This is a genomic window from Pseudomonas fulva NBRC 16637 = DSM 17717, assembly GCF_000730565.1.
In the GTDB taxonomy this organism is placed as follows: Bacteria; Pseudomonadota; Gammaproteobacteria; order Pseudomonadales; family Pseudomonadaceae; genus Aquipseudomonas; species Aquipseudomonas fulva.
This window is the reverse complement of sequence record NZ_BBIQ01000019.1, coordinates 54,645-79,967: the sequence shown is the minus strand read 5'-3', so window position 1 is coordinate 79,967 and position 25,323 is coordinate 54,645. Positions and strand designations below refer to the sequence as shown.

General features: G+C 62.9%; 25 protein-coding genes and 1 pseudogene. 12 read left to right on the top strand and 14 right to left on the bottom strand.

Translation table 11 applies throughout. The annotated features are described in order from the left end of the window. Positions 1–6: 6 nt before the first annotated feature. Together PFU01S_RS17595 and PFU01S_RS17590 are read right to left on the bottom strand one after the other, a co-directional pair. A complete protein-coding gene (locus PFU01S_RS17595; RefSeq protein WP_023534887.1) occupies positions 7–780 on the bottom strand; it encodes a class II glutamine amidotransferase in 774 nt (257 codons plus the stop codon). Positions 781–794: 14 nt separating this feature from the next. Continuing rightward, on the bottom strand, positions 795–1,289 hold the full coding sequence (locus tag PFU01S_RS17590) for a hypothetical protein (RefSeq protein WP_027915824.1): 495 nt from the start codon (positions 1,287–1,289) through the stop codon (positions 795–797). A 127-nt stretch (positions 1,290–1,416) separates the two neighbouring features. Here PFU01S_RS17590 and PFU01S_RS17585 point away from each other — a divergent pair, with 127 nt between their 5' ends. After that, entirely contained in the window at positions 1,417–3,459 is a 2,043-nt protein-coding gene (locus PFU01S_RS17585; RefSeq protein ID WP_027915823.1) for a S9 family peptidase, read from the top strand. Positions 3,460–3,556: 97 nt separating this feature from the next. On the opposite strand, the gene PFU01S_RS21915 is transcribed toward PFU01S_RS17585, so the two are convergent. Further along, positions 3,557–3,835, bottom strand: coding sequence for a hypothetical protein (locus PFU01S_RS21915; protein ID WP_081783931.1), 279 nt, complete (start codon positions 3,833–3,835; stop codon positions 3,557–3,559). 132 nt (positions 3,836–3,967) lie between these two features. Here PFU01S_RS21915 and PFU01S_RS17580 point away from each other — a divergent pair, with 132 nt between their 5' ends. The 3 genes from PFU01S_RS17580 (at position 3,968) to PFU01S_RS17570 (ending at position 5,319) form a co-directional block, all read left to right on the top strand. Continuing rightward, complete coding sequence (locus PFU01S_RS17580; RefSeq protein WP_023534919.1) at positions 3,968–4,336, top strand: YajD family HNH nuclease; 369 nt, start codon at positions 3,968–3,970, stop codon at positions 4,334–4,336. 66 nt (positions 4,337–4,402) lie between these two features. Next, positions 4,403–4,873: an RNA methyltransferase gene (locus PFU01S_RS17575; RefSeq protein ID WP_028686833.1), complete on the top strand. Its 471-nt coding sequence runs from the start codon at positions 4,403–4,405 to the stop codon at positions 4,871–4,873. Positions 4,874–4,977: 104 nt separating this feature from the next. Beyond that, positions 4,978–5,319, top strand: a complete 342-nt coding sequence (locus PFU01S_RS17570; RefSeq protein WP_027915821.1) for a YgaP family membrane protein — start codon at positions 4,978–4,980, stop codon at positions 5,317–5,319. Positions 5,320–5,564: 245 nt separating this feature from the next. On the opposite strand, the gene PFU01S_RS17565 is transcribed toward PFU01S_RS17570, so the two are convergent. The 6 genes from PFU01S_RS17565 to PFU01S_RS17540 form a co-directional block, all read right to left on the bottom strand. Continuing rightward, a complete protein-coding gene (locus tag PFU01S_RS17565; RefSeq protein WP_028686834.1) occupies positions 5,565–6,782 on the bottom strand; it encodes a hypothetical protein in 1,218 nt (405 codons plus the stop codon). Positions 6,783–6,820: 38 nt separating this feature from the next. After that, entirely contained in the window at positions 6,821–7,270 is a 450-nt protein-coding gene (locus PFU01S_RS17560; RefSeq protein ID WP_023534903.1) for a YcgN family cysteine cluster protein, read from the bottom strand. A 254-nt stretch (positions 7,271–7,524) separates the two neighbouring features. Then, positions 7,525–8,457 carry a D-2-hydroxyacid dehydrogenase gene (locus PFU01S_RS17555; protein WP_027915818.1) on the bottom strand — a complete coding sequence of 311 codons (933 nt, stop codon included), beginning with the start codon at positions 8,455–8,457 and terminating at the stop codon, positions 7,525–7,527. Positions 8,458–8,459: 2 nt separating this feature from the next. Then, positions 8,460–8,753: a YcgL domain-containing protein gene (locus PFU01S_RS17550; protein ID WP_023534892.1), complete on the bottom strand. Its 294-nt coding sequence runs from the start codon at positions 8,751–8,753 to the stop codon at positions 8,460–8,462. Then, positions 8,750–9,883 (bottom strand): ribonuclease D, encoded by a 1,134-nt coding sequence (rnd, locus tag PFU01S_RS17545; protein WP_028686835.1) that lies wholly within the window; start codon positions 9,881–9,883, stop codon positions 8,750–8,752. The genes PFU01S_RS17550 and rnd overlap by 4 nt, the downstream gene beginning before the upstream one ends. A 126-nt stretch (positions 9,884–10,009) precedes the next feature. Beyond that, positions 10,010–11,647: a phosphoethanolamine transferase gene (locus PFU01S_RS17540; protein ID WP_027915816.1), complete on the bottom strand. Its 1,638-nt coding sequence runs from the start codon at positions 11,645–11,647 to the stop codon at positions 10,010–10,012. Positions 11,648–11,897: 250 nt separating this feature from the next. Here PFU01S_RS17540 and PFU01S_RS17535 point away from each other — a divergent pair, with 250 nt between their 5' ends. Continuing rightward, positions 11,898–12,131 (top strand): HP1242/YdcH family protein, encoded by a 234-nt coding sequence (locus PFU01S_RS17535; RefSeq protein WP_027915815.1) that lies wholly within the window; start codon positions 11,898–11,900, stop codon positions 12,129–12,131. An 86-nt stretch (positions 12,132–12,217) separates the two neighbouring features. On the opposite strand, the gene PFU01S_RS17530 is transcribed toward PFU01S_RS17535, so the two are convergent. Beyond that, the gene (locus tag PFU01S_RS17530) at positions 12,218–13,384 is read right to left on the bottom strand and encodes a trans-sulfuration enzyme family protein (RefSeq protein WP_028686836.1); all 1,167 of its coding nucleotides are present in this window, start codon (positions 13,382–13,384) and stop codon (positions 12,218–12,220) included. 104 nt (positions 13,385–13,488) lie between these two features. Here PFU01S_RS17530 and PFU01S_RS17525 point away from each other — a divergent pair, with 104 nt between their 5' ends. Then, positions 13,489–13,950, top strand: coding sequence for an Lrp/AsnC family transcriptional regulator (locus tag PFU01S_RS17525; RefSeq protein ID WP_027915813.1), 462 nt, complete (start codon positions 13,489–13,491; stop codon positions 13,948–13,950). A 38-nt stretch (positions 13,951–13,988) separates the two neighbouring features. On the opposite strand, the gene PFU01S_RS17520 is transcribed toward PFU01S_RS17525, so the two are convergent. Beyond that, positions 13,989–16,319, bottom strand: coding sequence for an FdhF/YdeP family oxidoreductase (locus PFU01S_RS17520; protein WP_028686837.1), 2,331 nt, complete (start codon positions 16,317–16,319; stop codon positions 13,989–13,991). A gap of 227 nt (positions 16,320–16,546) precedes the next feature. On the opposite strand from PFU01S_RS17520, the gene moaA reads away from it, so the two are divergent. Together moaA and PFU01S_RS17510 are read left to right on the top strand one after the other, a co-directional pair. Beyond that, the gene (gene moaA / locus PFU01S_RS17515) at positions 16,547–17,551 is read left to right on the top strand and encodes a GTP 3',8-cyclase MoaA (RefSeq protein WP_027915811.1); all 1,005 of its coding nucleotides are present in this window, start codon (positions 16,547–16,549) and stop codon (positions 17,549–17,551) included. 20 nt (positions 17,552–17,571) lie between these two features. After that, a complete protein-coding gene (locus PFU01S_RS17510) occupies positions 17,572–18,471 on the top strand; it encodes a bestrophin family protein (RefSeq protein WP_028686838.1) in 900 nt (299 codons plus the stop codon). A 74-nt stretch (positions 18,472–18,545) separates the two neighbouring features. On the opposite strand, the gene PFU01S_RS17505 is transcribed toward PFU01S_RS17510, so the two are convergent. Next, on the bottom strand, positions 18,546–19,145 hold the full coding sequence (locus PFU01S_RS17505) for an FMN-dependent NADH-azoreductase (protein WP_028686839.1): 600 nt from the start codon (positions 19,143–19,145) through the stop codon (positions 18,546–18,548). Between the two features lie 103 nt (positions 19,146–19,248). Further along, entirely contained in the window at positions 19,249–19,563 is a 315-nt protein-coding gene (locus PFU01S_RS17500) for a hypothetical protein (RefSeq protein WP_028686840.1), read from the bottom strand. A gap of 48 nt (positions 19,564–19,611) precedes the next feature. Between PFU01S_RS17500 and PFU01S_RS17495 the strand changes: the two genes are divergently transcribed. From PFU01S_RS17495 to PFU01S_RS21910, 4 genes and pseudogenes are all read left to right on the top strand, one after another. Beyond that, positions 19,612–20,535, top strand: a complete 924-nt coding sequence (locus PFU01S_RS17495; protein WP_027915807.1) for a LysR family transcriptional regulator — start codon at positions 19,612–19,614, stop codon at positions 20,533–20,535. 238 nt (positions 20,536–20,773) lie between these two features. Next, positions 20,774–21,331, top strand: a complete 558-nt coding sequence (locus PFU01S_RS17490) for a peptidylprolyl isomerase (protein ID WP_028686841.1) — start codon at positions 20,774–20,776, stop codon at positions 21,329–21,331. 61 nt (positions 21,332–21,392) lie between these two features. Continuing rightward, a complete protein-coding gene (locus tag PFU01S_RS17485) occupies positions 21,393–23,225 on the top strand; it encodes an ABC transporter ATP-binding protein (protein WP_028686842.1) in 1,833 nt (610 codons plus the stop codon). Positions 23,226–23,692: 467 nt separating this feature from the next. Beyond that, positions 23,693–24,145 (top strand): annotated as a pseudogene (locus PFU01S_RS21910) (REP-associated tyrosine transposase); the annotation flags it as partial. Here the strand turns inward: PFU01S_RS21910 and PFU01S_RS17480 are convergent. Beyond that, positions 24,144–25,280, bottom strand: a complete 1,137-nt coding sequence (locus PFU01S_RS17480; protein ID WP_028686843.1) for a GNAT family N-acetyltransferase — start codon at positions 25,278–25,280, stop codon at positions 24,144–24,146. The pseudogene PFU01S_RS21910 and the gene PFU01S_RS17480 overlap by 2 nt on opposite strands. Between the last annotated feature and the right edge of the window lie 43 nt (positions 25,281–25,323).

Below are 25,323 nucleotides of genomic sequence, written 5' to 3'. Positions count from 1 at the left end.
GCATCCTTAGCTTTGTCCGTGCGCGGTGCACTCGCCGTGCCGCCACAGGGCCCACTGACCTGGCGCGTAGCGGTTCCAGGTTTCGTTCTCGGTCAAGGCCTCAGTGGCGATCACCGTGACCACGTCGTTGGGGGTGGTTTGGGTATGGAAATCGACGATCAGGTCTACATCCTTAAGCCGTGCCGCGCCAAACGGCGCGCGGCGGGTAATGTGGACCAGTTTCGTCGAACAGAAGCAGAACAGCCAGTCGCCATCGCTGAGCATGCAGTTGAACACGCCGCGGGCGCGATAACCGGCACAGGCTTCGACCAGCACCGGCAGTAGCTGTTCCACCGGCACCGGCTCCGGGAAGGCGCCGCGGATGCGATTGAGCAGGTCACAAAACGCCGCCTCGCTGTCGGTATCGCCAATGGGCTGGTAAAAGCTTGTGGAACCGGTGAAATCACCCAGTTGGCCGTTGTGGGCAAAGCACCAGTTGCGCCCCCACATCTCGCGCATGAAGGGGTGGGTGTTGGCCAGGCAGACCTTGCCGACATTGGCCTGGCGGATGTGCCCGATCACCACTTCGCTCTTGATCGGGTAGCGTCTTACCAGGTTGGCCACTTCGGACTCGCTGCTGGCGGCAGGATCCTGGAACAGGCGCAGGCCGCGCCCTTCATAAAAGCCGATGCCCCAGCCGTCACGGTGCGGGCCGGTGCGCCCGCCGCGTTGGATCAGGCCGGTGAAGCTGAAGACGATGTCGGTGGGGACGTTAGCACTCATGCCCAGCAGTTCGCACATGGCGGTGTCTCCGTTTACAGGCGGGGCTCGACCCGGCCAGCGCCGGCAGGCAGCGCAGGCGGGTCGTCACGGTAACGATCGCTGCGTTCCGCGGCCAAGGCCTCCCCAGGCGCCAGCGCCTGCGCTTCGGCGGCCTCGCGCTGGGCGGCGGCTTGGGCACGCAGGCGGCGCTCGCGGGCGCGTTTCTCCAGCGGCCAGCGCACCAGCACGAACAGGAAATACAGCACGAAGGCGATCATGCCGTACATGGCAAAGTCCGATACTGCGCGCCAGGCGTTGTTGCCCACTTTGAAGGCGACGTCCAGCACCGTGATGGCAATGGCCGGAGCGAAGCTGTCCTTGACTGGGTCGACCACGGTCGGCGTAAGCAGCAGCACCGCCAGCACGACGCGCAGTGGTTCGCGCAGCCAGCGCCACATCCAGCCGGTGAGCTTGAAGCCCACCAGAAGGCAGCCCAGGGCGGCCACGGCGTAGAGGCCCCAGGCCAGGGTGTAGTCGTTCTCGATCATGGTAATCGTGCAAGCCAGGCAAAGAGGTGCCTATGATAAACACATTTCCTGGCGCAAACAGTGTTTGCCTGTACCGGCACGCCAACGAAGCTGCCGGCAGCGCCCTTCAAGAACCGAGAGAAATTCGATGCCAAGCACCCACTTGCCGCCCCTGGCCAGAGCCGACGACGCGACCGACCCCTATGCGTGGCTGCAACAGCGTGACGAGCCCCAGGTACTGGCCTACCTCGAAGCGGAAAACGCCTACCAGCAAGCCTGTCTGGCTCATCAGGCCCCGTTGCGCGAGCAGTTGTTCGAGGAGATCAAGGGCCGCATCCAGGAAACCGATCTGTCCCTGCCTTCGCCATGGGGGCCCTACCTGTACTACACCCGTACCACCGCTGGCGATGAATACCCCCGCCATTACCGCTGCCCACGCCCTGGCGATGATTCCAACACGGTCGATGAAGGCCAGGAGCAACTGTTGCTGGACCCCAACGCCCTGGCAGGCGGCGGCTTTCTTTCGCTGGGGGCGTTCAACGTTAGTCCCGACCATCGCCTGTTGGCCTATAGCCTGGACACCAGCGGGGACGAAATCTACACCTTGTACGTCAAGGATCTGGCCACAGGCGATGTAACCACCCTGCCCTTCGACGGCTGCGATGGCAGCCTGACCTGGGCCAATGACAGCCGCACGCTGTTCTTCGCCGAACTCGACGATACCCATCGCCCTTGGCGGCTGTACCGGCATACGTTGGGTCAGGACGGTGCCCAGCGGGTGTTCGAGGAGCCCGATGGGCGGTTCTTCCTGCACTGTTACCGCACCAGTTCCGAACGCCAATTGGTGCTGCTGCTCAACAGCAAGACCACTAGCGAAGCCTGGGTGCTGGACGCGGCCACGCCACAAGCGCCGTTCACCTGCCTGGCACCGCGCGTGGAAAGCCATGAATACTTCCCCGATCATGGCCTGCTCGATGGGCAGTGGCGATGGTTCATCCGCACCAACCAGGACGGCATCAACTTCGCCTTGTATCACGCCCCAGTCGACCCCGTGCCTAGCCGCGCCCAGTGGCAGCTGTTGGTAGGCCATCGCGATGACATCATGCTCGAAGGGCTGAGCCTCAATGCCAGCGCGTTGACCCTGAGTCTGCGTGACGGCGGGCTGCCGATCATCGAAGTGCGCCCACAGGGGCTGGCGCCCTACCGGGTGGCTTTACCCGACGCCGCCTATAGCCTGTACGTGCAGGACAGCCTGGAATTCGACAGTCCTCGGATACGCTTGCGCTACGAGGCGCTGAACCGGCCGGCCCAGGTGCGGCAGCTGGCGCTGGCCACTGGCGCACAGGAAGTGCTCAAGCAGACGCCGGTGCTGGGGCCCTTCGATGCCGACGCTTATGTGAGCGAACGCCTGTGGGCCACGGCCGCAGATGGCACCCAGGTACCGATCAGCCTGGTGCGACGGCGTCAGGATGTGGGCCGCACGACACCGCTCTACCTGTACGGATACGGCGCTTATGGCGAGAGCCTGGACCCGTGGTTCTCCCATGCGCGGCTGAGCCTGCTGGAACGTGGCGTGGCGTTTGCCATTGCCCATGTGCGCGGCGGCGGCGAGCTGGGCGAGGCCTGGTACCGTGCCGGCAAGCAGGAGCACAAGTGCAATACCTTCAGCGACTTCATCGCGTGCGCCGAACACCTGATCAACGAGGGCGTGACGTCCCCCGCCACCCTGGCCATCAGCGGGGGCAGCGCTGGCGGGCTGCTGATCGGCGCCGTGTTGAACCTGCGTCCCGAGCTGTTTCGCTGTGCCATCGCCGAGGTGCCGTTCGTGGATGTCCTCAACACCATGCTCGACCCTGAGCTGCCGTTGACGGTGACCGAGTATGACGAATGGGGCAATCCCGAGGTACCTGAGGTGTATGAGCGCATCAAGGCCTATGCGCCGTATGAGAACGTGAAAGCCCAGCCTTACCCGGCGATGTTGGTGGTGGCCGGCTACAACGACAGCCGGGTGCAGTACTGGGAAGCGGCCAAGTGGGTCGCCCGCCTGCGTACGCGCAAGACCGATGACAACTTGCTGCTGCTCAAGACCGAAATGGGTGCCGGACACGGGGGTATGAGCGGGCGTTACCAGGGGTTGAAAGATGTAGCCCTGGAGTACGGGTTTGTGCTGGGTGAGCTGGGGGTTGCCTGAGGTTTCGAGCTGTTTGTGTGTGTGAGGCGGCCCCAGCGGCCTTGGCGTTCGTGTTCGGTTGTGGCGCTATCGGCAACGCTAGGACAGCCGCCTTCGCTCACTCCTGGTCCCGCACCGGTTTCTCTGCATCCTGCCGCAACCCTGGTAAAGGCTGGTCCTTTGGCGGGCCAGGCACTGGCATTGGCGGTAGCAAAGGTGCCCCTTGGGAAGTGCCGGTGGCCTTGGGCGGGCTGCTTGGGGTGATCTGCGGATACGGCGTGGGGGTAGGCGTGCCCGGCGCGCCGGGTACAGGTGTGATCAACCGGGGTGGCGTGCTGGCAGCGTGAGCCGCAGGCACGCCTGCCGCCAGGACAACGGCGAGAATCGCAGCAAGCATCGGCAACCTCCTGTTCAGAACCTTCCTACAGGCTACGCCCATATGACATTTTTCGCCTGTGCGCCGATCATGCAGCCGCGCTAGACTCGACGGCATAACCGTCATTTGCCTGATCAGAACGAAGGAAACACCATGACCTCCTCTACTTCCGCCGCCACTGCGCGCCTGGACCGCATTCTCGCCGATGCCAAGCGCGACAAGGAAATGGGCTACCGCGACAAGGCCCTGAGGATGTACCCGCATGTATGCGGGCGCTGCGCACGCGAGTTCGCCGGCAAGCGCCTGAGCGAGCTGACCGTGCATCACCGCGACCACAACCACGACAACAACCCGCAGGACGGCTCCAACTGGGAGCTGCTGTGCCTCTACTGCCACGACAACGAACACTCGCGCTACACCGATCAGCAATACTTCAGCGAAGGCTCTACCAGCACCCCTAGCATTGCCAAGGCCACCCACAATCCGTTCGCGGCGCTGGCAGGCATGCTGAAGAAGGACTGACCGGTAGCCCCCGCTATGACCGGGCAACCCGTATAATCGCGTCTTTTTTGCGAAGGGCCCCGGTTCGTGGCTAACAAACGATACAGTTGCATCGGCCTGTTCAACCCCAAGTCGGCCGAAAACGTAGGCTCGGTGATGCGTGCGGCTGGCTGCTACGGGGTAAACTCGGTGTTCTATACCGGCAAGCGGTACGAGCGCGCACGGGACTTCGTGACCGACACCAAGCGCGTGCACTACGACATTCCGCTGATCGGCATCGATGACCTGCAACGCATCATCCCGCTGGGCTGCACTCCGGTGGCCGTGGAGCTGGTCGAAGGCGCCCGCCCCCTGCCCGACTATACCCACCCGGACCGGGCCATCTACATCTTCGGCCCCGAAGACGGCAGCCTTAGCCCCGACGTCAGGGCCTGGTGCGAGGAAACCATCTACATCCCCACTACCGGTTGCATGAACCTGGCAGCGACGGTGAACGTGGTGCTGTACGACCGCCTGGCCAAGGGCCTGAACACCCGCTCAGGCCCGAAATTCAAGTGATGCGTGCGCTGTCATGACCGCCAGGAGGCTCGCCTGGCACATGGAGTGAACGCCGCCCGCCGCCGGCAGGTCAGCTGCTTACACATCACGAAGAGGGCTTACCAATGCTTGATAATCACGCTGATGCACCGTTGCAGGAAAAGAACGTCCATGGCATCGAACGCGCCACGTCGTTGGCCGGTGGTGCTTTGCTGGTGGGCAAAGGGCTGAGCCAGGGCGGTATCGTAGGGCTGTTCAAAGTGGCCGTCGGTGGCCTGGCGCTGGTGCGCGGCTTTACCGGGCATTGCGCTACCAAGGCGTGGTTGCAGCACCACCGCGATCAGTACGATCAGCTGAAATCGGACCTCAAGCGTACTGGGGACGAGCTCACTGCACTGAAGGACAGTGCTAAAGCGGCCACCGAAGGCGTGACGGTGACTGGCAAGGACCCTGTCGCTGGAGTGTGATGCCCTGGCCAGTGTTTTGGCCTTGCCGTGGCGGCGCTGCGGCAAGGCGTAACCATGACGTCTTGCGGTTTGATTGGTAGTCGTCACACGTTCGACTTGAGGGCGGCCGGGGCGCCGGACCGGCCGCGACGGGCTGCGCAGCAGCTCCGGAATCTCAGATTCCGTACTGCTGGAACCGCTTTACGGACCCGATGGCCTTCAAAGGTTGTGCAACGCGTGGCTCCCATCGGGCATTGCGTAGCGCGTCAACGCAGCACTTTGCTCTGCAACGCCTCCGACCGACGCCCAAGTACGTTTTCACTGATCTGAACGAAGTCCTCGAGGCTGACGCTCGGTAGCCGCATCAGCCCTCGCGCCACGTCGTCGAGCGATTGCCGGGCCTGGGTGTGAATACGGATCTCCTTGTCCAGCGCCTGCAACAGCATCACCCCTCGCGCCACTTGGGCAGGCGTTGCCTGCTGCCCCTTGAGGTGCTTGACACTTGCGCCCTGCTTGCTCAGGCGCGCCTGCCAGGCCTGGTAACGGTCATCACTCAGGCCGCCTGATCGGCGCAGGAGCTCGGTGGCGTAATAGTCGGTCAAGCTCTCGATCAACCAGTCATTGCCCTCACGCCCACGCAGCTGCGTGAACAACTGGACCACTTCGCGCAGCAGTGGGCTGCTACCGCTCTCGCTGACCATGGCCTGGCCACTGTGCAGGTAGAGCGAGCCGTGAGCGGCCATCGCCCCGCGCCACATGTGATCGCGTGCGCCCACCACCAGCAGTTTGGGCGGGTTTCTTGGGAAGGTGGCCTGCAGTTGCGGCCAGATGTAGGTCAGCAAGGTCAGGTTGTCCAGGCGGCGCATCCCTTCCCCGACCGGCGCTGCCACCGTCACGTCGGTTTCGCCCAGGCGCGCACGGCGGCTACCCAGGTTGCCAGCCAGGATCCAGCCGGTGGGTCGATCAAACAGCCGCGAGACGTTGTCGATGCGGAACTTGTCCTTGCCAATACGTGGCCAGGCGGTCTCGACGCTTTTCCAGCCTTCGGGCAAATCGAATGCCAGGCGGGCGACCAACTCCGTGCCGTCCTGCTGGTCCAGCCGACCGGGTGGGACCAGTTGGTCGCCCAGGAACAGTGCCCAGTGCGCCGTCATACGGGTGTTGTACACCCCAGGACCGTGGAGCTGGTTCAACTGCACGCGATAGCTCAGGCTGGTCTTGCCAGCCGCTGGCTGCCATACCCCGCGCTGGCCGCGAAGCTGCCAGTGGCCATCTGCCTGGAAGCCGCTGTAGGCCCCCGCCTTGCCCAGGTCGAAGTCCAGGCTGCGCACGGCGCTGCCATCGGCAAGCGTGAGGCGCACTTCGGCTTGCCCGGTCGCGGGCAACAACCGGACCTGATAGTCAAGATCGACTTTTTTCGCCCAGGCCGGTGCCGCCGCCAGCAATCCCAACATGGCCACCAGCACACTCAAACGGCAACGCATACCGACACTCCTTGTTCACCAGTGGGTAAAGCGCCTGGTTAGCTGGCGCGAAAGATCAGGTGGTCTTCCCAGTCGTCCTCGTGCACGTCACGCTCGCTGAGCATGCGCCCGGCCTGGGATATGCGCTGTTCATGCACTTGCTGGCGGTCACCGCATACCAGGTGGTGCCAGGCCGGCAGGTCCTTGCCTTCGCTGACCAGGCGGTAACCGCAGGTCGCTGGCAACCACCGAAACTGGTCAGCCTTGCCCGGGGTGAGCTGAATGCAGTCGGGCACTTGGGCAAAGCGATTGGGGTAGTCGCTGCACTGGCAGGTGTCGAGGTCGAGCAACGTGCAGGCGATGCGGGTGTAATAAACACTGTTGTCGTCCTCGTCCTCGAGCTTTTGCAGGCAGCACAGCCCGCAACCGTCGCACAGCGATTCCCATTCCTGCGGGTTGAGTTGCTCGAGGGTTTTGCGCCGCCAGAAGGGGGCGTTGTCAGCGATCATGACGCGAATTCCTGCAAGGGATCAGCAGCGCGTGTCCGGCATCGGGCCCGAAGCAGACCGCGCCTGAAACGGTTCGTTAAGGCGTGCAGCATGGAGCTGCTGGCCGTGGCGGCGCCAGTCTAGGGCCTGGCATGCAGCAATACCAGACCGCTTGTCAGCCATGCTCGCGCACAGGCGCGTGGTAGATCGGTACGCGTGAAGGGCCGCCATGAGGCGCTACCCGCAGGCAACGCGCTCTGGCCCAGGCCGAACGATCAATACCCGCGGTCGAAGTCCACTTCGCCGCGCAGCGCCTGGTCGGCTTCGAACGCCTGCAGGTTGTCGAGAAACAACCGCACCATGGCCGCAGGCGTGGTGGGCGCGGCGCTGTGTCCGGTGAGCAACAGGCCCCAGGCGGTCCAGAACGGATGCTGCCTGGGCAGCGGTTCCTGGCGGCATACATCGATCACCGCCCCGGCCAGGTGACCCTCCTTCAGCGCATCCACCAGGTCCGCGTCAACGACTGCCACACCGCGTCCGGCATTGATGAACAAAGCAGTCGGCTGAAAACGCCGGAACATCGCCGCGTCAAAGATATCGTGCGTGGCCGGCGTGTCGGGCAGCAGGTTCAGCACATAATCGACCTGGCCCACCAGGCGCGCGAGATCGTCCAGGGCGGCTACCTCGACGAATGGCGGCTGTTCACGGGCCTCACTGGCCACACCGTACAGCACCACCCCGAACGGACGCAGGAACTCGGCCACCGCCTGACCGATGTCGCCGGTGCCAACGATCAACACCTTGCGGCCCTGCAGCGAGCAACCGGGGCGGTCGTCCCAGCGCCGCTCCACCTGGCTGACCAGGCGCGACAGGACGTGCCGTTCATGGCCCAGCATGTAGGTGAGCATGTATTCGGCCATGACCTGGCCGAAAATGCCCACGGCGCGGGTCAGGCGATACTCGCGGGGCAGTCCCGCCGCCAGCAGCGGCGTCACGCCGGCCCAGGTCGACTGCATCCAGTGAGGCCGATGCCCCTGGCGCAACAGGCTCGCCAGCAGGTCGGGCTGACCGAGCCACACCGGGCACTGCGGCGCCAGCCGGGCCAGTTGCGCGGAGTCGTCGCTGGTCAGGACGTCAAGGTGCGGTGCCGCCTGGTGCAACAGGTCGGCGTAGCGGACGTGGTCATGCTCGGCAATCAGTACGCGCATGATCAGGCGGGATCGTTACGGTGCAGCAACTCGTCGGGCAGGTGCTCGATGTACTCGTCATCCGGCGGCGGCATCTGCAGGTGATACCCCTGGTTGTCGAGGTTTTCCAGCACCTTGGTGATGTCTTCGCGGGCCAGCTTGCGTTCGGGGCTGAGCACCAGGTCGAAGGCGTGCTGGGGCGTGCCGAAGAACGGCAGCAAGCCTTCGGGTACGCGTTGCAGGCCATCGGCCTTGAGCACGTACAGGTACATTTCGTTCTTGCGGGGGCTCTTGTAGATCGAGCAGATGCGTTTCATTGAGGGTCTCCGGCACCGGCCAGGCTGTCCAGCAGTGCCTGGCCCATCCGCTCACGGCGCCAGCCGCGCAGCGAATCGGGCAAGGTGTAAGGGCCGTCGGGGTAACCGCTTTTAAGCAGGGCCTCGAGGGTTTTCTTGCGCAGCATCAGCTCGGGCGCGATGCCCAGCCGCTGCCCTTCGGCCTGGCCGACGGCGCGCAGTTGCTTGAGAATGCCCGAGGCTTCGATCGGCAGCGGCTCAGGCAGTGGCTCGGGCCATTGTTCGGCCGGCAGGCTGGCGGCGTGCTTGATCAGTTGCAGCAAGGTTTCGCCATCCTGGCGCAAGGTGCGCGGGTGCATGTCGTCGATGCGGGCCAAGGCCGCCAGGTTGGTCGGCTGGCTCTTGGCAATGGGCCACAGCGCATGCTCCTTGAGGATGCGGTTGCGCGGAACATCACGCAGGCGGGCCTCGCGCTCGCGCCAGGCGCACAGGGCGCGCAGCACCGCCAATTGCTGGGGCGACAGTTTCCACGCCAGCTTGACCTCGCGGTACAGGCTGTCGGGCTGTACCTCGCGGCGCAACTGGGCCACCAGTTCAGCACCGTCTTCCAACACCCAGGCATACTTGTCGTCGGACAGGCGCGCACGCAAGGCGCTGAACAGCTCGGCCAGGTGCACGGCGTCCTCGGCGGCATAGCTGACCTGGGTCTCGGACAGCGGGCGTTGCAGCCAGTCGGAGCGGGTCTCGCCTTTGGGCAGGTCGATGCCCAGCACCTCCTGCACCAACCGCGAATAGCCCATGGAGAAGCCCAGGTTGAGGTAGCCGGCGGCCAGCTGGGTGTCGAACAGCGGCTGGGGCAGCTTGCCGGTCAGGCGCAGCAACACCTCCAGGTCCTCGCTGCAGGCATGCAGCACCTTAACCACGTTACGGTCTTCGATCAGCTCGGCCAGCGGCTGCCAGTTGCCGATCAACAGCGGGTCGATCAGGAACGCGCACTTGCCATCGCCAATCTGGATCAGCCCTGCCTTGGGGTAGAAGGTGTCGACGCGCATGAATTCGGTATCGACCGCGACAAAGGGCAATTGGCGCCAGTCGCGGCAGTGTTCGGCCAGGCTCAGGTCGTCACGGATCCAGTGAATTTCGATGGCCACAAGGCTCTCCCACTAACATTGGCGCGCAGTATATACGGCGCGGGCACTGCTGGTGAAACCCGGGCCATCCTTGATGTCGATCAATGGTGCAATTTCATGGACTGTGCAACCCGGCCGGCGGCCTGCTCAACGCTTGGCGGTGAGCCAGGGCCGGCAGCTGGCGAACAGGTCCAGGGAACGCTCGTACACCTGGGTGTGAACTTGCAGCAAACCCAGCATCGAGTGGAACAGGTTGTCCTGGGACAAGGGCGCGTCGTTCAACTTGGCCAGGCAACCGGTATCGACACCGAAGTCCTGTTGATAGCTGTCGGAGAACCAGGCCAGCAGCGGTACATGCTTTTGCTGTTCCGGAGCGATGGCGTACGGTGTCCCGTGCAGGAACAGGTTGTACTCGCCCAGCGATTCGCCATGGTCGGACAGGTAGATCATGGCCGTATCGACCTTGTCCTGCCGGCTGCGCAGGGTGTCGATCAGGCTGGCCAGGACCCGGTCGGTGTAGGCCAGGGTGTTGTCGTAGCCATTGATGATCTGCGCTTGGCTGCACTGGTCCAAGGCGTTGCTCTGGCACACCGGGGCAAAGCGCTGCTCGGCCTTGGGGTAGCGTTTGAAGTAGTCGGGCCCGTGGCTGCCCATCTGGTGCAGCACCAGCACGGTGTCCTTGTCCAAATGGTCGATCAGCTCGCCCAGGCCCTGCAGCAGGATTTCGTCGTGGCACTCGCCTTCGGCGCAGAACTGCGGGTCCTTGAGCTTGCTCATGTTGATGAACTGCACGCGGTCGCAGGTGCCCTTGCATCCGGACTGGTTGTCGCGCCACTGCACGTCCAGGCCAGCCCGTTCGAGGATATCGAGCAACCCTTCACGGTTCTTGGCAACGCGGGCATCGTAGGCTTTGCGGGGCATGCCGGAGAACATGCAGGGTACCGACACAGCCGTTTCAGTGCCGCAGGAATGAACGTCCGAGAACGCCAGCAACCCCTGCTCGGCGGCAAGCCTGGGGGTGGTATCGCGGTTGTAGCCCAGCACGCCGAAGTGATCGGCGCGCGCGCTTTCACCCACGACCAGCACCGTCAGGGATTTGCGCTGGTGATGCTGCCAGTCCGGGGTGCGGGCGGCATCTTCGCCATAGTGCGCAAAGGGACGTGCACTGGTGACCACCCGCTCGCTCACGTACGCCATGGAGGCACCGACGATATTGCTGGGGGTCAGCATCAGGCGCAGTTCATGATGATTGCGAAACAGCGACGACAGGCCCTGATAATTGGCCAACCCCACCGAGCCCAGGCCTACCACGCAGGCCGCCGTGACCACCAGCTTGCCGAACAGCTCGCGCTGCCACGGCCGGTACACCACCGGTGCTCGCCATAGCAGCACCGAGGGCAACACCCCAAGGCCAAGGATGTACAAGGCGAACTTCAGCGACAGCAGGTCGCGCACTTCTGCCACGTTGGTTTCGGCGATATTGGCGAACATGCCCGCGTCGATCAGCACGCCGTAGCGATTCATGAAGTACGCCACCGCCGCGCCACTGACGAACAGCAGCACAAGCAAGGGCTTGAGCACATAGCGGAAGGCAATGAGGGTAAGGATGAGGTTGAAGGCGAACAACATCAGCACCGCAAACGCGAGGGTCAGCCACAGGCCGGGCAAGCCGGGGGGCACGACTTGCTCCAGGTGCTGCCACAGGAAAACATTCATGCCGATCAACAGGTACAGGCTGGCCAGCAGCGTGACCCATTCGGTGCGCAGGGGTTTGATGTTGAGCATTCAGGTTCGCAACCAAGAGAAGTGACCACCAGCGCCGGATGGCACTGGGAGCAAGCAGGGCGAACTCTAGAAACCGGGCCATCAATTTTCTGTGAAAAATAACGTAACAATTTAGTGAAAGCGCTGATTTCGATGAGGACCTGTCAGTCGTTCAGCAGGGGTTCAGGATTCGCGGCCTCCCCCGTCGAGGCAAACGCGGCTATCCTCAGAGGTCAGGACCTTAACCAATCCCCCTGACAGAGGTGAAGAAATGCCTGTTCCGCACGATCTGCTCGCTGACTTGCACGTTACCGCTGACGCATTCCAGGCGCTCATTGACAAGGACCAGACGCTGCATGGCTTGCACAAGGAGTACAACGCCAAGGACAAGGAAGTGGTCGCCGCCGAGAAAAACGGCACCAACGACGACGCCGTCACGCGCTTGCGCCGCGAGCGGCTGCTGATCAAGGACAAGATCGAGCGCATCATCCACCCGCCCAAGTAATCACCGGCCTCTTTGCTGGCGCCAGCCCATCATCGGTCGCATGACGGGTTGGCGCTGAACCCCTCGCCAGTACAGCCTTGCCCTTGTTATCCGGCCAAAGCGCCCAGCGCCGTTTCCAGGTCATCGATCAGGTCGGCAACCGCCTCGATGCCCACTGACAGGCGCAACAGGTTTTCGCTGATGCCCATCGCCCCTTTCTGCTCGGGGCTCATGGAGCAGTGGGACATGGTCCAGGAATGGTTGATCATGCTTTCGACCCCGCCCAGCGAATCGGCCAGTACGAAAATCTGCAGCGCTTCGACCAGACGGTTTAGCGCTGCCCGATCGCCCTTGACCTTGATGGCGACCACGGCCCCGCCGCTGCGCATCTGGCGCTTGCACAGGTCATGCTGCGGGTGGCTTTGCAGCCCTGGGTAGTACACCTGCTCGACCTGGGGGTGGCCTTCGAGCCTGCGGGCCACTTCCAGCGCGTTGGCACACTGGCGTTCCATGCGCACGTCCAGGGTCTTGAGGCCGCGCAACGCCAGGTAGCAATCGAACGGCCCTTGCACCGCGCCGATGGCCATGCTGATGCGGCGCAGTTGCCGGTGCAGGTCTTCGCTGGCCGCCACCACCACGCCACCGGTGAGGTCGGAATGGCCACCGATGTACTTGCTGGCCGAGTGCATGACCAGGTCCACGCCCAGGGTGATCGGGCGCTGGTTCCACGGTGAGCAGAAGGTGTTGTCGATGCAGGTCAGGATGCCCCGGGTACGGGCAAGGTCGCACACGGCCTTGATATCGACCAGGTGCAACAATGGGTTGGTCGGTGACTCAATCCAGATCAGCCGGGTTTCGGGCTTGATGGCAGCAGCCACGGCTTCCAGGTCATTGAGATCGACGTACGTGGTGGTCAGGCCGGAAGTACGGCCGCGGTAGTCCTCCATGATACGGAAGGTGCCGCCGTATACGCCGTTCATCACCACCACGTGGGCGTCCTTGGGCAGCAGTTCCAGCACGGTGGCGGTGGCATTCACGCCTGACGCACAGGCCACCGCCCCGACGCCTTCTTCCAGGGCTGCAACACAGGTCTCGTAGGCGTGGCGGGTGGGGTTGCCTACGCGGCTGTAGGAGTAGTCCGGCGTGTCGTCCAGGCCGCGCTTGATGAACGAACTGGCCGTGACGATGGCCGGGAAAATGGCATTGTCGGCGACTTCGAACTGCTCGCCGGCATGAATGGTTCGGGTGGCGAAATGGCGCGGCTTGTCGGACATGGTCGGGCTCGTTGGCAGAGGTAAGGTTGCCACTATCGCACAACGCAAAAGCCCTGACCTTGGAGTACCCTGTGAAAACTTCTTCGCCACGGCCCATGCCCCCTATGGACAGCTTCGACCGACACATCCTGACCCTGTTGCAGCGCGATGCCGCGCTCTCGCTCAAGGCCTTGGCCGAGGCCGTCAACCTGTCCACCACCCCGTGCTGGAAGCGGGTCAAGCGCCTGGAAGACGAAGGCTACATCGTCGGTCGTGTGGCCCTGCTGGATCCTGACCTGCTGGGGCTGGGCCTGACCGTGTTCGTGCAGGTCAAGACCCAGCGTCATGACAGTGCATGGCTGGAGCAGTTTGCCGCCACGGTCACGGCGTTCGAGGAGGTGATGGAGTGCTACCGCATGTCCGGCGACTGGGACTACATGCTGCGGGTGGTAGTGGGTGATATCGCAGCGTATGACCGGTTCTACAAGAAGCTGATCACTAGCACTGATGGGTTGTCGAACATTACCTCGAGCTTTGCCATGGAGCAGATGAAATACACCACGGCTTTTCCAGTGAATCGCGGTTGACGCGGGGTTGCAGAGGTGACCCTGTCGCCTGATCAGACTCAGTCGGTCGCCAGTGCCGCTGCAATGCGATTATCCGCCTTGGCCTTCTCGACCTTGATCGCCACGAACTTGGAGGTCGGGGTATAGGTCCCTTCACCATAACTCTCCAGCGGCACCAGGGGGTTGGTTTCCGGGTAATAGGCGGCAGCCTGCCCCGGCGGTACGTCATAGGCCACCAGACGAAAACCCGACACCCGACGCTCGACGCCGTCGTCCCACAACGACACCAGATCGACGCGCTCACCCGGCTCGAACCCCATGCGCCGAATGTCGGCCTCGTTGACGAACACCACTTCGCGCAGCCCGAACACACCACGGTAACGGTCATCCAGACCGTAGAGGGTGGTGTTGTACTGGTCGTGGGAGCGCAAGGTCTGCAAGATCAAGTCTGGCTTGTCGCCACGCGCCAGCACCTGGGCGTTGACCAGTGCTGCGGGGAGCGCATTGGGGCTGAATTGTGCCTTGCCGGTGGCGGTGCGCCAGATACGGTCGGCGGCGTGGTTGCCCAGGTGAAAGCCCCCAGGTTGCTGCAGGCGTTCGTTGAAGTTTTCGAAGCCTGGAATCACATCGGCAATCAGGCTACGGATATGGGCGTAATCGGCCACTGCGTGTTCCCAGTCGATGGGGTGCTTGCCCAAGGTGGCCTGGGCCATGCCGGCAATGATCCAGGGCTCGGAGCGCATGTGGGGCGAACGTGGCCGCAACTGGCCGTGGGAGATGTGCACCATGCTGAAGGTGTCTTCGACCGTCACGCCTTGCGGGCCGCTGGCCTGCAGGTCGATTTCGGTGCGGCCCAGGCAGGGCAGGATCAACGCATCGCCACCGGTCACCAGGTGCGAGCGGTTGAGCTTGGTGGAAATCTGCACGGTCAGCGCGCAGTTGCGCAGGGCGGCATGGGTGCGCGCGGTGTCAGGGGTGGCCTGGGCAAAATTACCCCCAAGGCCGATGAACACCTTCGCCCGGCCTTCTTCCATGGCCTTGATCGCCAGTACGGCATTGTGCCCGTGGGTGCGCGGCACCTGAAACTCAAAACGAGCTTGCAAGGCATCGAGCAAGGCGGCCTTGGGCTTCTCGTCGATGCCCATGGTCCGATCACCCTGCACGTTGCTGTGGCCGCGCACTGGCGAAAGCCCTGCGCCGGGTTTGCCGACATTGCCACGCAGCAATTGCAGGTTGACGATTTCCTGCACGATGGCCACCGAATGACGATGCTGGGTAACGCCCATGGCCCAGCACATGATCACGCGTTCGGCCTTGCGGTACATGCGCGCGGCCTGCTCGATCTCGGCCTGGGTCAGCCCGGACTGCGCCACGAGGGCAGGCCAGGGTGTAGCATCCAAGGTCTGCAGGTAGGCCTCGATGCCGCTGGTGTGCTCGGCAATGAAAGCATGGTCGAACACCGCCGGTTCACCCTTGGCCTTGGCTTCGCGCTCCCATTGCAGCAGGTACTTGGCAATGCCGCGCATCACCGCCATGTCTCCGCCCAGTGCCGGGCGGAAGTAGGCGGTATTGGTAGGCTCGGAGCCATTGCTGAGCATTTCCAGCGGGTGCTGCGGGTGCTGGAAGCGCTCCAGACCCCGCTCCTTGAGCGGGTTGAAGCACACCACCTGGGCACCGCGCTTCACGGCTTCGCGCAGCGGTTCGAGCATGCGCGGGTGGTTGGTGCCAGGGTTCTGGCCAATGACGAAGATGGCGTCTGCCAGTTCCAGGTCGTGAAAGACCACGGTGCCCTTGCCCACGCCCAAGGTCTGCGCCATGCCGACGCCGCTGGCCTCGTGGCACATGTTCGAGCAATCCGGGAAGTTGTTGGTCCCGTAGGCGCGCACGAACAACTGATAAAGAAAGGCTGCTTCGTTGCTGGCCCGGCCCGAGGTATAGAACTCGGCCTGATCGGGTGATTCCAGGGCGTGCAGGTGCTTGGCGATCAGCGCGAAGGCCTCTGCCCAGCTCGTTTCGACATAGTGGTCGGTGGCTGCATCGTAGCGCATGGGATGGGTCAGGCGACCCTGGTACTCCAGCCAGTAATCGGTCTGATCGGCCAGGGCGCTGACGCTGTAGCGGGCAAAGAAGGCCGGATCGACCGAGCGCCCAGTGGCCTCCCAGTTGACGGCCTTGGCACCGTTCTCGCAAAACTTTACCGTGTCGTTTTCCGGCGACTCGCCCCAGGCGCAACCAGGGCAGTCGAAGCCGCCATTCTGGTTGGTCTTGAGCATGGCTCGCAAATTCTTGAAGGCGTTGTCACTGCCCAGCCAGCTTTTGGTCACGCTCTTGAGCGCGCCCCAGCCGGCAGCGGCGCCTTTGTAGTCGCGGATGTGTGGGTCCTGGCTCATGGGTGAAGTCCTCGCCCTGCTATGGCTTTTGTCCAGCCTATGAAGCCTGGCGTAGAGCCGTCCAATCGAAAGATCCTACGAGGTGATAAGCGCCTTCGATGACCCCCGTAAACGCGGGGGCTGAACGGTGATAGAGAGCATTTATCGGTCGGTCGGTCAAAGCCATTTGACGGCCCGCCCCACCAGGCGCTAGCTTGGAGGCCAACCTCCCTGATTCGAGCGCGTACGTGGAACAGAGCAGCCGGGCACTGATCGACGGCTTCAACCGGAAAATCGACTACCTGCGGATGTCGGTCACAGACCGCTGCGACTTCCGTTGCGTGTACTGCATGGCCGAGGACATGCAGTTTCTGCCCCGCCAGCAGATCCTGAGCCTTGAAGAACTGTTCCAGGTAGCCGAGCGTTTCGTGGCGCTGGGCACCCGCAAGATTCGTCTGACCGGGGGCGAGCCGCTGGTACGCCAAGGCATCGTCGACCTGTGCGGGCGCATCGCTGCCCTGCCGGGGCTGCGCGAGCTGTGCCTGACCAGCAACGGCTCGCAGCTGGGGCGCCTGGCGCAACCGCTCTTCGATGCGGGGGTGACGCGGCTGAACATCAGCCTCGACAGCCTGGATGCCGACCGGTTCAAGCAACTGACCCGCACCGGCGACCTGCACCAGGTGATCGCCGGCATCGATGCTGCACGTAAAGCCGGCTTTCGCCGGACCAAACTCAACTGCGTGGTACTCAAAGGGCGCAATGACGACGAACTCGTCGACCTGGTGCGCTTTGCGATCGATCGCGAACTGGACATCACCTTCATCGAGGAGATGCCGCTGGGACAGATCAGCGAGCACGCCCGTGAAGAGTCGTTTTTCTCAAGCGATGAGGTACGCGCGACGCTGGCCGAGCAGTTCAGCCTGGTGGAGTCGACCGAATCTTCGCAGGGCCCTGCGCGGTACTGGCGCCTGGCCGATGCCCCGCAAACCCGGGTGGGGTTCATTTCGCCCCACAGCCACAATTTCTGCGCCACCTGCAACCGCGTACGTCTCACCGTAGAGGGGCGCTTGTTGTTGTGCCTGGGCAATGAGCACTCGGTCGACCTCAAGCACGTGCTGCGTGCCCACCCCGGCAACGCTGAACGGCTGGAAAAAGCCATTCGTGACTCGTTGCACCTCAAGCCGTATCGCCATCACTTCGAGGTGGGCGGCGACGTTCAAATCCTGCGCTTCATGAACATGACCGGCGGCTGACCCGCCGTCTCTGGATTGCCATGATCGTTCATCCCACCCAGGGTGTGCTGCGAGTGCTGTTCACCCTCAAAGGGTCGATCATCAAACAGATCGCCCTGCGCTGCCTGATGGTCACACTGCTGGCGGCGGTCATCGTCCTGGTCGAACGGCATTACCCAGCGTTCTTCTATCCGGTCAGCGCTACGCCGTTCACCTTGCTCGGCTTGTCGCTGTCGATTTTCATGAGCTTTCGCAACAACGCGTGTTACGACCGTTGGTGGGAGGGGCGCAAGGCCTGGGGCAGGTTGATCGTCGAGATTCGGTCGTTCACTCGCGAAAGCGTGGTGATCGCCGATGCCGCGCTACGCGCCGAGATGCTGCGCAGCCTGTGCGGGTTCGCACAGGCGCTCAATGCCAGGCTGCGAGACGAAGACGACCTGGCTGCCGCGCGGCCCTGGCTGGGGAATGCCGAGGCGGTCAGCCCTCACAACGTGTGTAACGGCATCCTCCTGCAACTGGGCGAGCAGTGTTCGCGGCTGACCGAGCAGCAGGGCTTGTCCGAGTGGCGCTACAACCTCCTGGCGCAGCGGTTGGCGGGCCTTGGGGAGGTTCAGGCCACCTGCGAGCGGATCAAGGGCACGCCGTTGCCCTTCCCCTATACCTTGCTGCTGCACCGCACCATCTACATCTTCTGCCTGTTGCTGCCGTTCGCCCTGGCCGAACCGCTAGGCTGGCTGGCACCGCTGTTCACGACCATCGTGGGGTACACCTTCTTTGGGCTCGATGCCATTGGCAACGAGTTGGAAGACCCGTTCGGCCGCGACGAGAACGACCTGCCTACCGATGCCATGGTGCGAACGGTGGAGCGTGATGTATTGGCCGCACTGGGGCAGACGCCGCTGCCGCCAGCGCTGTTGCCGGTGGGGTATGTATTGAGTTGAACGCGCTGCGAAGCTCGAATGAAGCGGTCACCCACAAGCGCTGATACAGGTGCCCGGGGTGAGATTCGCTGCAGTCAGGCTACCGAAGCCAGGCTTGCCCTGGCCTGGTTCAGGCCCTTTTCATGGAAATCCCCGCTCATGTTCAGGCCCTCGGCATGAATGAATGTCACCTCGTGAATGCCAATGAAGCCCAGCACCTGCCGCAGGTAAGGCTCCTGGTGGTCGCTGCCAGCCCCTGCATGGATGCCGCCGCGCGCTGTCAGTACGATGGCGCGCTTGCCATTCAACAGGCCCTGAGGGCCGGTGGGCGTGTACTTGAAGGTGATCCCGGCGCGCAGCACATGGTCCAGCCAGGCCTTGAGGGTGCTGGGTATGGTGAAGTTATACATGGGCGCCGCCAGCACCAGCACATCGGCTGCCAGCAATTCGTCGGTCAGCTGGTTGGAGCGCTCCAGGGCTTGGAGCTGTGTTGCACTGCGCTGGTCTTGCGGGTTCATCCAGCCGCCGAGCAGGTCGGCGTCCAGGTGCGGCACCGGGTTGGCCGCCACGTCACGCACGGTAATCTGGTCGGTCGGGTGAGCGGCACGCCACTGGGCGGTGAAGTCCCGGGTCAATTGGCGGGAAATCGAATCCTGCTGGCGTGCACTGCTTTCGACGATCAGAACGTGGGACATGACGGCCTCCATTGGGCTGGGATAAATGCGATGGAGGAAGGTTAGCGCTTGACCTATCGATGAAAAAGCGTAAATAGTCGGTACGATTTATCGATTAATTAGTTTATTCAGCCGCGCAGTTCACGTTGACTCGCAGCTTGATGATCTGACGGGTGAACTTGGCGGTGACGTCGGCGCGTTTGCCGGCCGGCACATTTATCCGGCGCACCCGCGGGGCTTCAGGACCGTTGCGAAAGGTCACCTTGCAGGCGGCGGGCACCTGGCCGTAGTTCTCCAAGGTAATGGCGCCCAGGTCATAGGCCGTGTCGTAGGCAGTGGCGTCGACCTTTACCCCGTCCATGTGTTTTTCCATGTCGATGGGATAGGCAAAAGCGGTCACCGGCAGGCATAGCAACAATGCCGCACAATAGTTCTTCATGGGCGTTCTCCTTGTGTAGAGCGCAGCTTAGGCCAACAGGAGCAGGACATGAAAGCGCCGCGCGTGACGCTGGATCAATGGCGGACCTTGCAAGCTGTAGTCGATCACGGCGGCTTTGCCCAAGCTGCCGAGGTGCTGCACCGATCGCAGTCATCGGTCAGTTATACCGTGGCGCGCATGCAGGAACAGTTGGGTGTGCCGTTGCTGCGCATTGACGGCCGCAAGGCGGTGCTGACCGAGGCAGGCAGCGTGCTTCTGCGCCGCTCGCGGCATCTGGTCAAGCAGGCCAGCCAATTGGAAGACCTGGCGCACCACATGGAACAGGGTTGGGAAGCCGAGGTGCGCCTTGTAGTCGATGCGGCCTACCCCAGCGCGCGCCTGGTACGTGCCCTGGCCGCCTTCATGCCGCAAAGCCGCGGCTGTCGCGTGCGCCTGCGCGAGGAGGTGCTGTCCGGGGTCGAGGAGGTGATGCTCGAAGGCATCGCCGACCTTGCCATCAGCAGCTACAGCATTGGCGGCTACCTGGGCGCGGAGTTGAGCGCGGTGGAGTTCGTGGCCGTGGCTCATCCAGACCACAGCCTGCACCGGCTGGGACGCGAGTTGACGTTCCAGGACCTTGAAAGCCAATTGCAGGTGGTGATTCGAGATTCGGGCCGCGCTCAGCCACGCGATGTGGGCTGGCTTGGCGCCGAACAGCGCTGGACGGTCGGCAGCCTGGGTACGGCTGCCACCTTCGTCAGCAGCGGGCTGGGCTTTGCGTGGTTGCCGCGGCATATGATCGAGCGCGAGCTGCGTGACGGTGTGCTCAAACCGCTGCCGCTGGACCAGGGCGGTAGCCGCCATCCGCTGTTCTATCTTTACGCGAGCAAGGAGAAGTCCTTGGGCCCGGCCACGCAGATCCTGATCGACCTGCTGCGCAACTTTGACACGGCGCCGTTGGATGTGCCCTTCGCAGCCCCGGCCCAGGCGTGAGGGTGATGGCCAGGGCCGGCTGCGAACGCCGGCACCGGCTGGCTGTCTGAGCGGGGTGCAACACCTTGCGACCAGGCCCTGACACACGTTCAAACGCTGCGCTTGTGCTCGGCCCGCAACCAGCACTGGCAGACGTCGAAGATTCACGGCACGCTATTGCCCTTGTTCATTGCGATGTATCCACCGTACCGGCGGCCCTCGAAAGCCGCCGCCTCCACTTTGAAGGACCTTTGCGCCCATGCTGAAAAAACTGCTGCTTACCGCCTGTTCCGTCGCGTTCGCCACCAGCGTCATGGCTTCCGACAAGACACCGCACGTTGTGCTGGACACCAGCTTCGGCCAGGTGGAAATCGAGCTCAATGCCGAGAAGGCACCTGTCAGCACCAAGAACTTCCTGCAGTACGTGGACAGCGGCTTCTACAACAACACCCTCTTCCACCGGGTAATTCCGGGCTTCATGGTGCAAGGCGGCGGTTTCACTGAACAGATGGTGCAAAAGAGCACCAAGGACCCGATCCCCAACGAAGCCAGCAATGGCCTGCAAAACACCCGCGGCACCCTGGCCATGGCCCGCACCTCGAACCCGAACTCGGCCACCAGCCAGTTCTTCATCAACGTGGCCGACAACGATTTCCTCAACCCAGGCCGGGACGCGGGTTATGCCGTGTTCGGCAAGGTAACCAAGGGCATGGAAGTGGTCGACCAGATCGTCAATTCGCCCACCACCGTCAAGAAAGGCATGCGTGACGTACCCGCCGACCCGGTGTTCATCAAGTCGGCTAAACGCATCGATTGATCACGGGTCTCACAGGGACGTGACCCGATTACCGGTCGGTTGAACAGGAGTTTCAACGCTGATGCTGTACCGTCGTTTCGAGCAACTGATCGACATCTTCCGCGACGCCCCCAGTGAAGCGCCGCCCAGCGGCGTATGGGCGTTCTATATCTATTATCTGCGCCAGGTATGGCCGAGCTTTCTGGCCTTGCTGGTGGTTGGGCTGATCGCTTCGTTGATCGAAGTGGCCATGTTCAGCTTCCTGAGCCGCATCATCGACCTGGCCCAGGGCGCGCCCAACGCCCGTATTTTCAGCGAGCACAGCGGCGAGTTGATCTGGATGCTGGTGGTGGTGCTGTTGCTGCGTCCGTTGTTCTTCGGGTTGCATGACCTGCTGGTACACCAGGCCATCAACCCGGGCATGACCAGCATGATCCGCTGGCAGAACCACAGCTACGTGCTCAAACAGAGCCTGAACTTCTTCCAGAGCGACTTCGCCGGGCGCATCGCCCAGCGCATCATGCAGACCGGCAACTCGCTGCGCGACTCGGCGGTGCAGGCGGTGGATGCGTTATGGCATGTGCTGATCTATGCCATCACGTCGCTGGTGTTGTTTGCCGAGGCTGATTGGCGGTTGATGTTGCCCTTGGTGATCTGGATCGTGTGTTTCATTGCTGCCTTGGCGTATTTCGTGCCACGCGTCAAAGCGCGCTCGGTGGTGTCGTCCGAGGCCCGCTCCAAGTTGATGGGCCGCATCGTCGATGGCTATACCAACATTGCCACGCTCAAGCTCTTCGCCCATACCGATCACGAACAGCAGTACGCCCGCGAGGCCATCAGCGAGCAGACCGAGAAAACCCAGTTGGCTTCGCGGGTGATCACCAGCATGGACGTGGTCATCACAACGTTGAACGGCTTGCTGGTCGTCGGCACTACCGGGCTCGCCCTGTGGCTGTGGAGCCAGTCGCTGATCACCGTGGGGGCCATTGCCTTGGCGACGGGTTTGGTCATCCGCATCGTGAACATGTCGGGGTGGATCATGTGGGTGGTCAACGGCATTTTCGAGAATATTGGCATGGTGCAGGATGGCCTGCAGACCATCGCCCAGCCCGTCACCGTCACCGACCGCCCTGCTGCCCCGGCCTTGAAGGTCACCCAGGGCGCCGTGCGGTTCGAGAACGTGCGCTTTCATTATGGGGAGGCGAGGAATGTGATCGAGGGGCTGAACTTGGCGATCAGGCCCGGGGAAAAGATCGGGTTGATTGGGCCGTCGGGTGCCGGGAAATCGACCCTGGTGAATTTGCTGTTGCGTCTGTACGACGTACAGGGTGGGCAGATTCTGATCGATGACCAGGACATTGCGCAGGTGAGCCAGGCAAGCCTGCGTGCGCAGATCGGCATGATTACCCAGGACACATCGTTGCTGCACCGTTCGATCCGCGAGAACCTGCTGTACGGCCGTCCGGATGCGACTGACGCCCAGTTGCAGGAAGCGGTGCGCCGCGCCCGCGCCGATGAGTTCATCCCTCACTTGTCGGACGCCCAGGGCCGTACCGGCCTAGATGCGCATGTGGGTGAGCGTGGGGTGAAATTGTCCGGCGGCCAGCGCCAGCGCATCGCGATTGCCCGGGTGCTGCTGAAGAACGCGCCGATTCTGATCATGGATGAGGCCACATCGGCGCTGGATTCGGAGGTGGAAGCGGCGATTCAGGAGAGCCTGGAAACGCTGATGCAGGGCAAGACCGTGATCGCCATCGCCCACCGGCTTTCCACCATTGCCCGCATGGACCGGCTGGTAGTGCTGGACAAAGGTCGCATCGTGGAAGTGGGCAGCCATGCCGAGTTGCTGGAGCAGCGGGGGTTGTATGCGCGGCTTTGGCAGCATCAGACAGGTGGGTTTGTGGGGGTTGATTAGGTGAGGCCTCGGCTTTGAGGTTTCAGGCTTGAGGAGGGAGATGAAACCTCGCGCCTGCTCAAAACCCGGGGCCGCTGCGCGGCCCATCGCGGCCGGTCCCACCCCTGATAGCGCTGGCCTTCGGGTGTCATGAAGGTGAGCAATTCTTCAAAGAGCAACTGCTTGCGCCGACTTGGAAGCTAGCAAACTTCCGGGTAGGAGCGGCCTTGCCGGGGCGCCGGACCCGCCGCGATGGGCCGCAAAGCGGCCCCACTCTGATAGTGCTGGCCTTCAGGTGTCATGTAGCTGAGCAACTCTTCAAAGAGCAACTGCCTGCGCCGACTTAGAAGCTAGCGAACGTCCGGGTAGGAGCGGCCTTGCGCCGCGATGGGCCGCAAAGCGGCCCCAAGTCATAAGCTGTAAAACTGTCTCACTCTGCCCACTTCAATGGCCAGCTACCCTTGAAATGACTACGCAAGGGGGTAGCCATGATAGGCCGAGGTTCTCATCGCTTACGTCTGGGCAGGTTCTCCGAACCTGGGCGTTTATACCTGCTGACCACCGTCATCCGAAACCGTACCCCACTCTTCAAACACTTGTACTACGCCAGGGCCGTGATCCAGCAATTGCGACTCACCGCTACGCACCGTCAGTGTCAAAGCTTCGCCTGGGTACTGATGCCCGATCACCTGCACTGGCTAATCACGCTCGGCCACTGCAGCCTCGGCGAACTGATGCGTGAGTTCAAATCACGCAGCAGTTGCGCGCTTTACAGGCAAGGCGCCGAGCACCAGCGAATCTGGCAGCCTGGCTTCCATGACCGCGCCCTGCGCCGTGACGAACAAGTGCGCAGGGTTGCTCGCTACATCATTGCCAACCCAATCCGCGCTGGCCTGGTAACGCGAGTGAGCGATTACTCGCACTGGGACTGTGTCTGGCTCAATGGCCCTCTTCCTGGCGATAAGGCAACATCTCCCGTGCCTGCGCAGCATACGCCATCACCCCTTCACGCTCCTGGAGCAGAAAATCGGCCACCGCCGTGCGCAACCCGGGATGCAGCAGGTAATGCCACGACCGGGTGATCACCGGCTCGAACCCGCGGATCAGCTTGTGCTCACCCTGGGCGCCAGCATCGAAACGTTGCAGCCCATGGGCAATGGCGAAGTCCATACCTTGGTAGAAGCACGTCTCGAAATGCAGGCGATCGAATTCGGCCAGGCAGCCCCAGTAACGGCCAAAGAAGCTGTCGCCACCTACCAGGCTCAGTGCCATTGCCACGTCTCGCCCGGCCTGGCGGGCCATTACCACGCGCAGGGCGTGGGGCATGCGCTCGGCCAGCAGGCTAAAGAACTCGCGGGTCAGGTAAGGCGCCCGGCCGCGCACGGCGTAGGTGTTGGCGTAGCACAGGTAGACGAAATCCCATTGGGCTTCGTCCAGTTCGTCACCGCGATACCAGCGAAAATCGATGCCCTGCCCCGCCACCTGCTCACGCTCCTTGCGCATCTGCTTGCGCTTGCGCGAACTGAGGGTGTCGAGAAAATCCTGAAAATCGCGATAGCCGCGGTTCTGCCAGTGAAACTGGCAACCCAGGCGCTCCATCCAGCCCGGCAGACGCGCCATCTGTACATCCAACGCAGGCTCGGTGAAGTTGATGTGGGCGCCGGACAGGGCGGCTTTGCTCAGGTACTCGGGCAAGGCTTGCAGTAACAAGTGCCCGGCTGCCGGATCGGCCGTCAGCAAGCGCGGGCCACTGACCGGGCTGAACGGCACGGCCCCCAGCCATTTGGGATAGTACGCGATGCCCGCCCGTTCGCAGGCGTCCGCCCAACCATGATCGAACACGTACTCACCGTACGAATGCCACTTGCGGTAACCCGGCAGCAGCGCTTGCACCTTGCCCTCATGCTCAAGCACCAGGTGTTCGGCCGCCCATCCGGTGGTGCGCGCGACACTGCCACTGTCTTCCATCGCACTGAGAAAGGCATGGCTGAGAAACGGCTGGCCCGCAGGGACCAAGGCGTCCCAGGTGGCGGCTGGCATATCACGTAAATGAGCAAGGCTATACAGACTGGTCACAGGGTCGGCTCGCGGCATCAAGGCCCCCAGTATCACCAAGCCG

Coding starts and splice junctions, on each gene's coding strand:
- PFU01S_RS17585 (WP_027915823.1), top strand. CDS start 1,417: ATGCCAAGCACCCACTTGCCGCCCCTGGCCAGAGCCGACGACGCGACC.
- PFU01S_RS17530 (WP_028686836.1), bottom strand. CDS start 13,384: ATGTCCGACAAGCCGCGCCATTTCGCCACCCGAACCATTCATGCCGGC.
- PFU01S_RS17520 (WP_028686837.1), bottom strand. CDS start 16,319: ATGAGCCAGGACCCACACATCCGCGACTACAAAGGCGCCGCTGCCGGC.
- PFU01S_RS17510 (WP_028686838.1), top strand. CDS start 17,572: ATGATCGTTCATCCCACCCAGGGTGTGCTGCGAGTGCTGTTCACCCTC.
- PFU01S_RS17550 (WP_023534892.1), bottom strand. CDS start 8,753: ATGAAACGCATCTGCTCGATCTACAAGAGCCCCCGCAAGAACGAAATG.
- PFU01S_RS17590 (WP_027915824.1), bottom strand. CDS start 1,289: ATGATCGAGAACGACTACACCCTGGCCTGGGGCCTCTACGCCGTGGCC.
- PFU01S_RS17490 (WP_028686841.1), top strand. CDS start 20,774: ATGCTGAAAAAACTGCTGCTTACCGCCTGTTCCGTCGCGTTCGCCACC.
- PFU01S_RS17505 (WP_028686839.1), bottom strand. CDS start 19,145: ATGTCCCACGTTCTGATCGTCGAAAGCAGTGCACGCCAGCAGGATTCG.
- PFU01S_RS17565 (WP_028686834.1), bottom strand. CDS start 6,782: ATGCGTTGCCGTTTGAGTGTGCTGGTGGCCATGTTGGGATTGCTGGCG.
- PFU01S_RS17525 (WP_027915813.1), top strand. CDS start 13,489: ATGGACAGCTTCGACCGACACATCCTGACCCTGTTGCAGCGCGATGCC.
- PFU01S_RS17570 (WP_027915821.1), top strand. CDS start 4,978: ATGCTTGATAATCACGCTGATGCACCGTTGCAGGAAAAGAACGTCCAT.
- PFU01S_RS17540 (WP_027915816.1), bottom strand. CDS start 11,647: ATGCTCAACATCAAACCCCTGCGCACCGAATGGGTCACGCTGCTGGCC.
- PFU01S_RS17560 (WP_023534903.1), bottom strand. CDS start 7,270: ATGATCGCTGACAACGCCCCCTTCTGGCGGCGCAAAACCCTCGAGCAA.
- PFU01S_RS17595 (WP_023534887.1), bottom strand. CDS start 780: ATGTGCGAACTGCTGGGCATGAGTGCTAACGTCCCCACCGACATCGTC.
- PFU01S_RS17500 (WP_028686840.1), bottom strand. CDS start 19,563: ATGAAGAACTATTGTGCGGCATTGTTGCTATGCCTGCCGGTGACCGCT.
- PFU01S_RS21915 (WP_081783931.1), bottom strand. CDS start 3,835: ATGCTTGCTGCGATTCTCGCCGTTGTCCTGGCGGCAGGCGTGCCTGCG.
- PFU01S_RS17580 (WP_023534919.1), top strand. CDS start 3,968: ATGACCTCCTCTACTTCCGCCGCCACTGCGCGCCTGGACCGCATTCTC.
- PFU01S_RS17495 (WP_027915807.1), top strand. CDS start 19,612: ATGAAAGCGCCGCGCGTGACGCTGGATCAATGGCGGACCTTGCAAGCT.
- PFU01S_RS17555 (WP_027915818.1), bottom strand. CDS start 8,457: ATGCGCGTACTGATTGCCGAGCATGACCACGTCCGCTACGCCGACCTG.
- PFU01S_RS17485 (WP_028686842.1), top strand. CDS start 21,393: ATGCTGTACCGTCGTTTCGAGCAACTGATCGACATCTTCCGCGACGCC.
- PFU01S_RS17535 (WP_027915815.1), top strand. CDS start 11,898: ATGCCTGTTCCGCACGATCTGCTCGCTGACTTGCACGTTACCGCTGAC.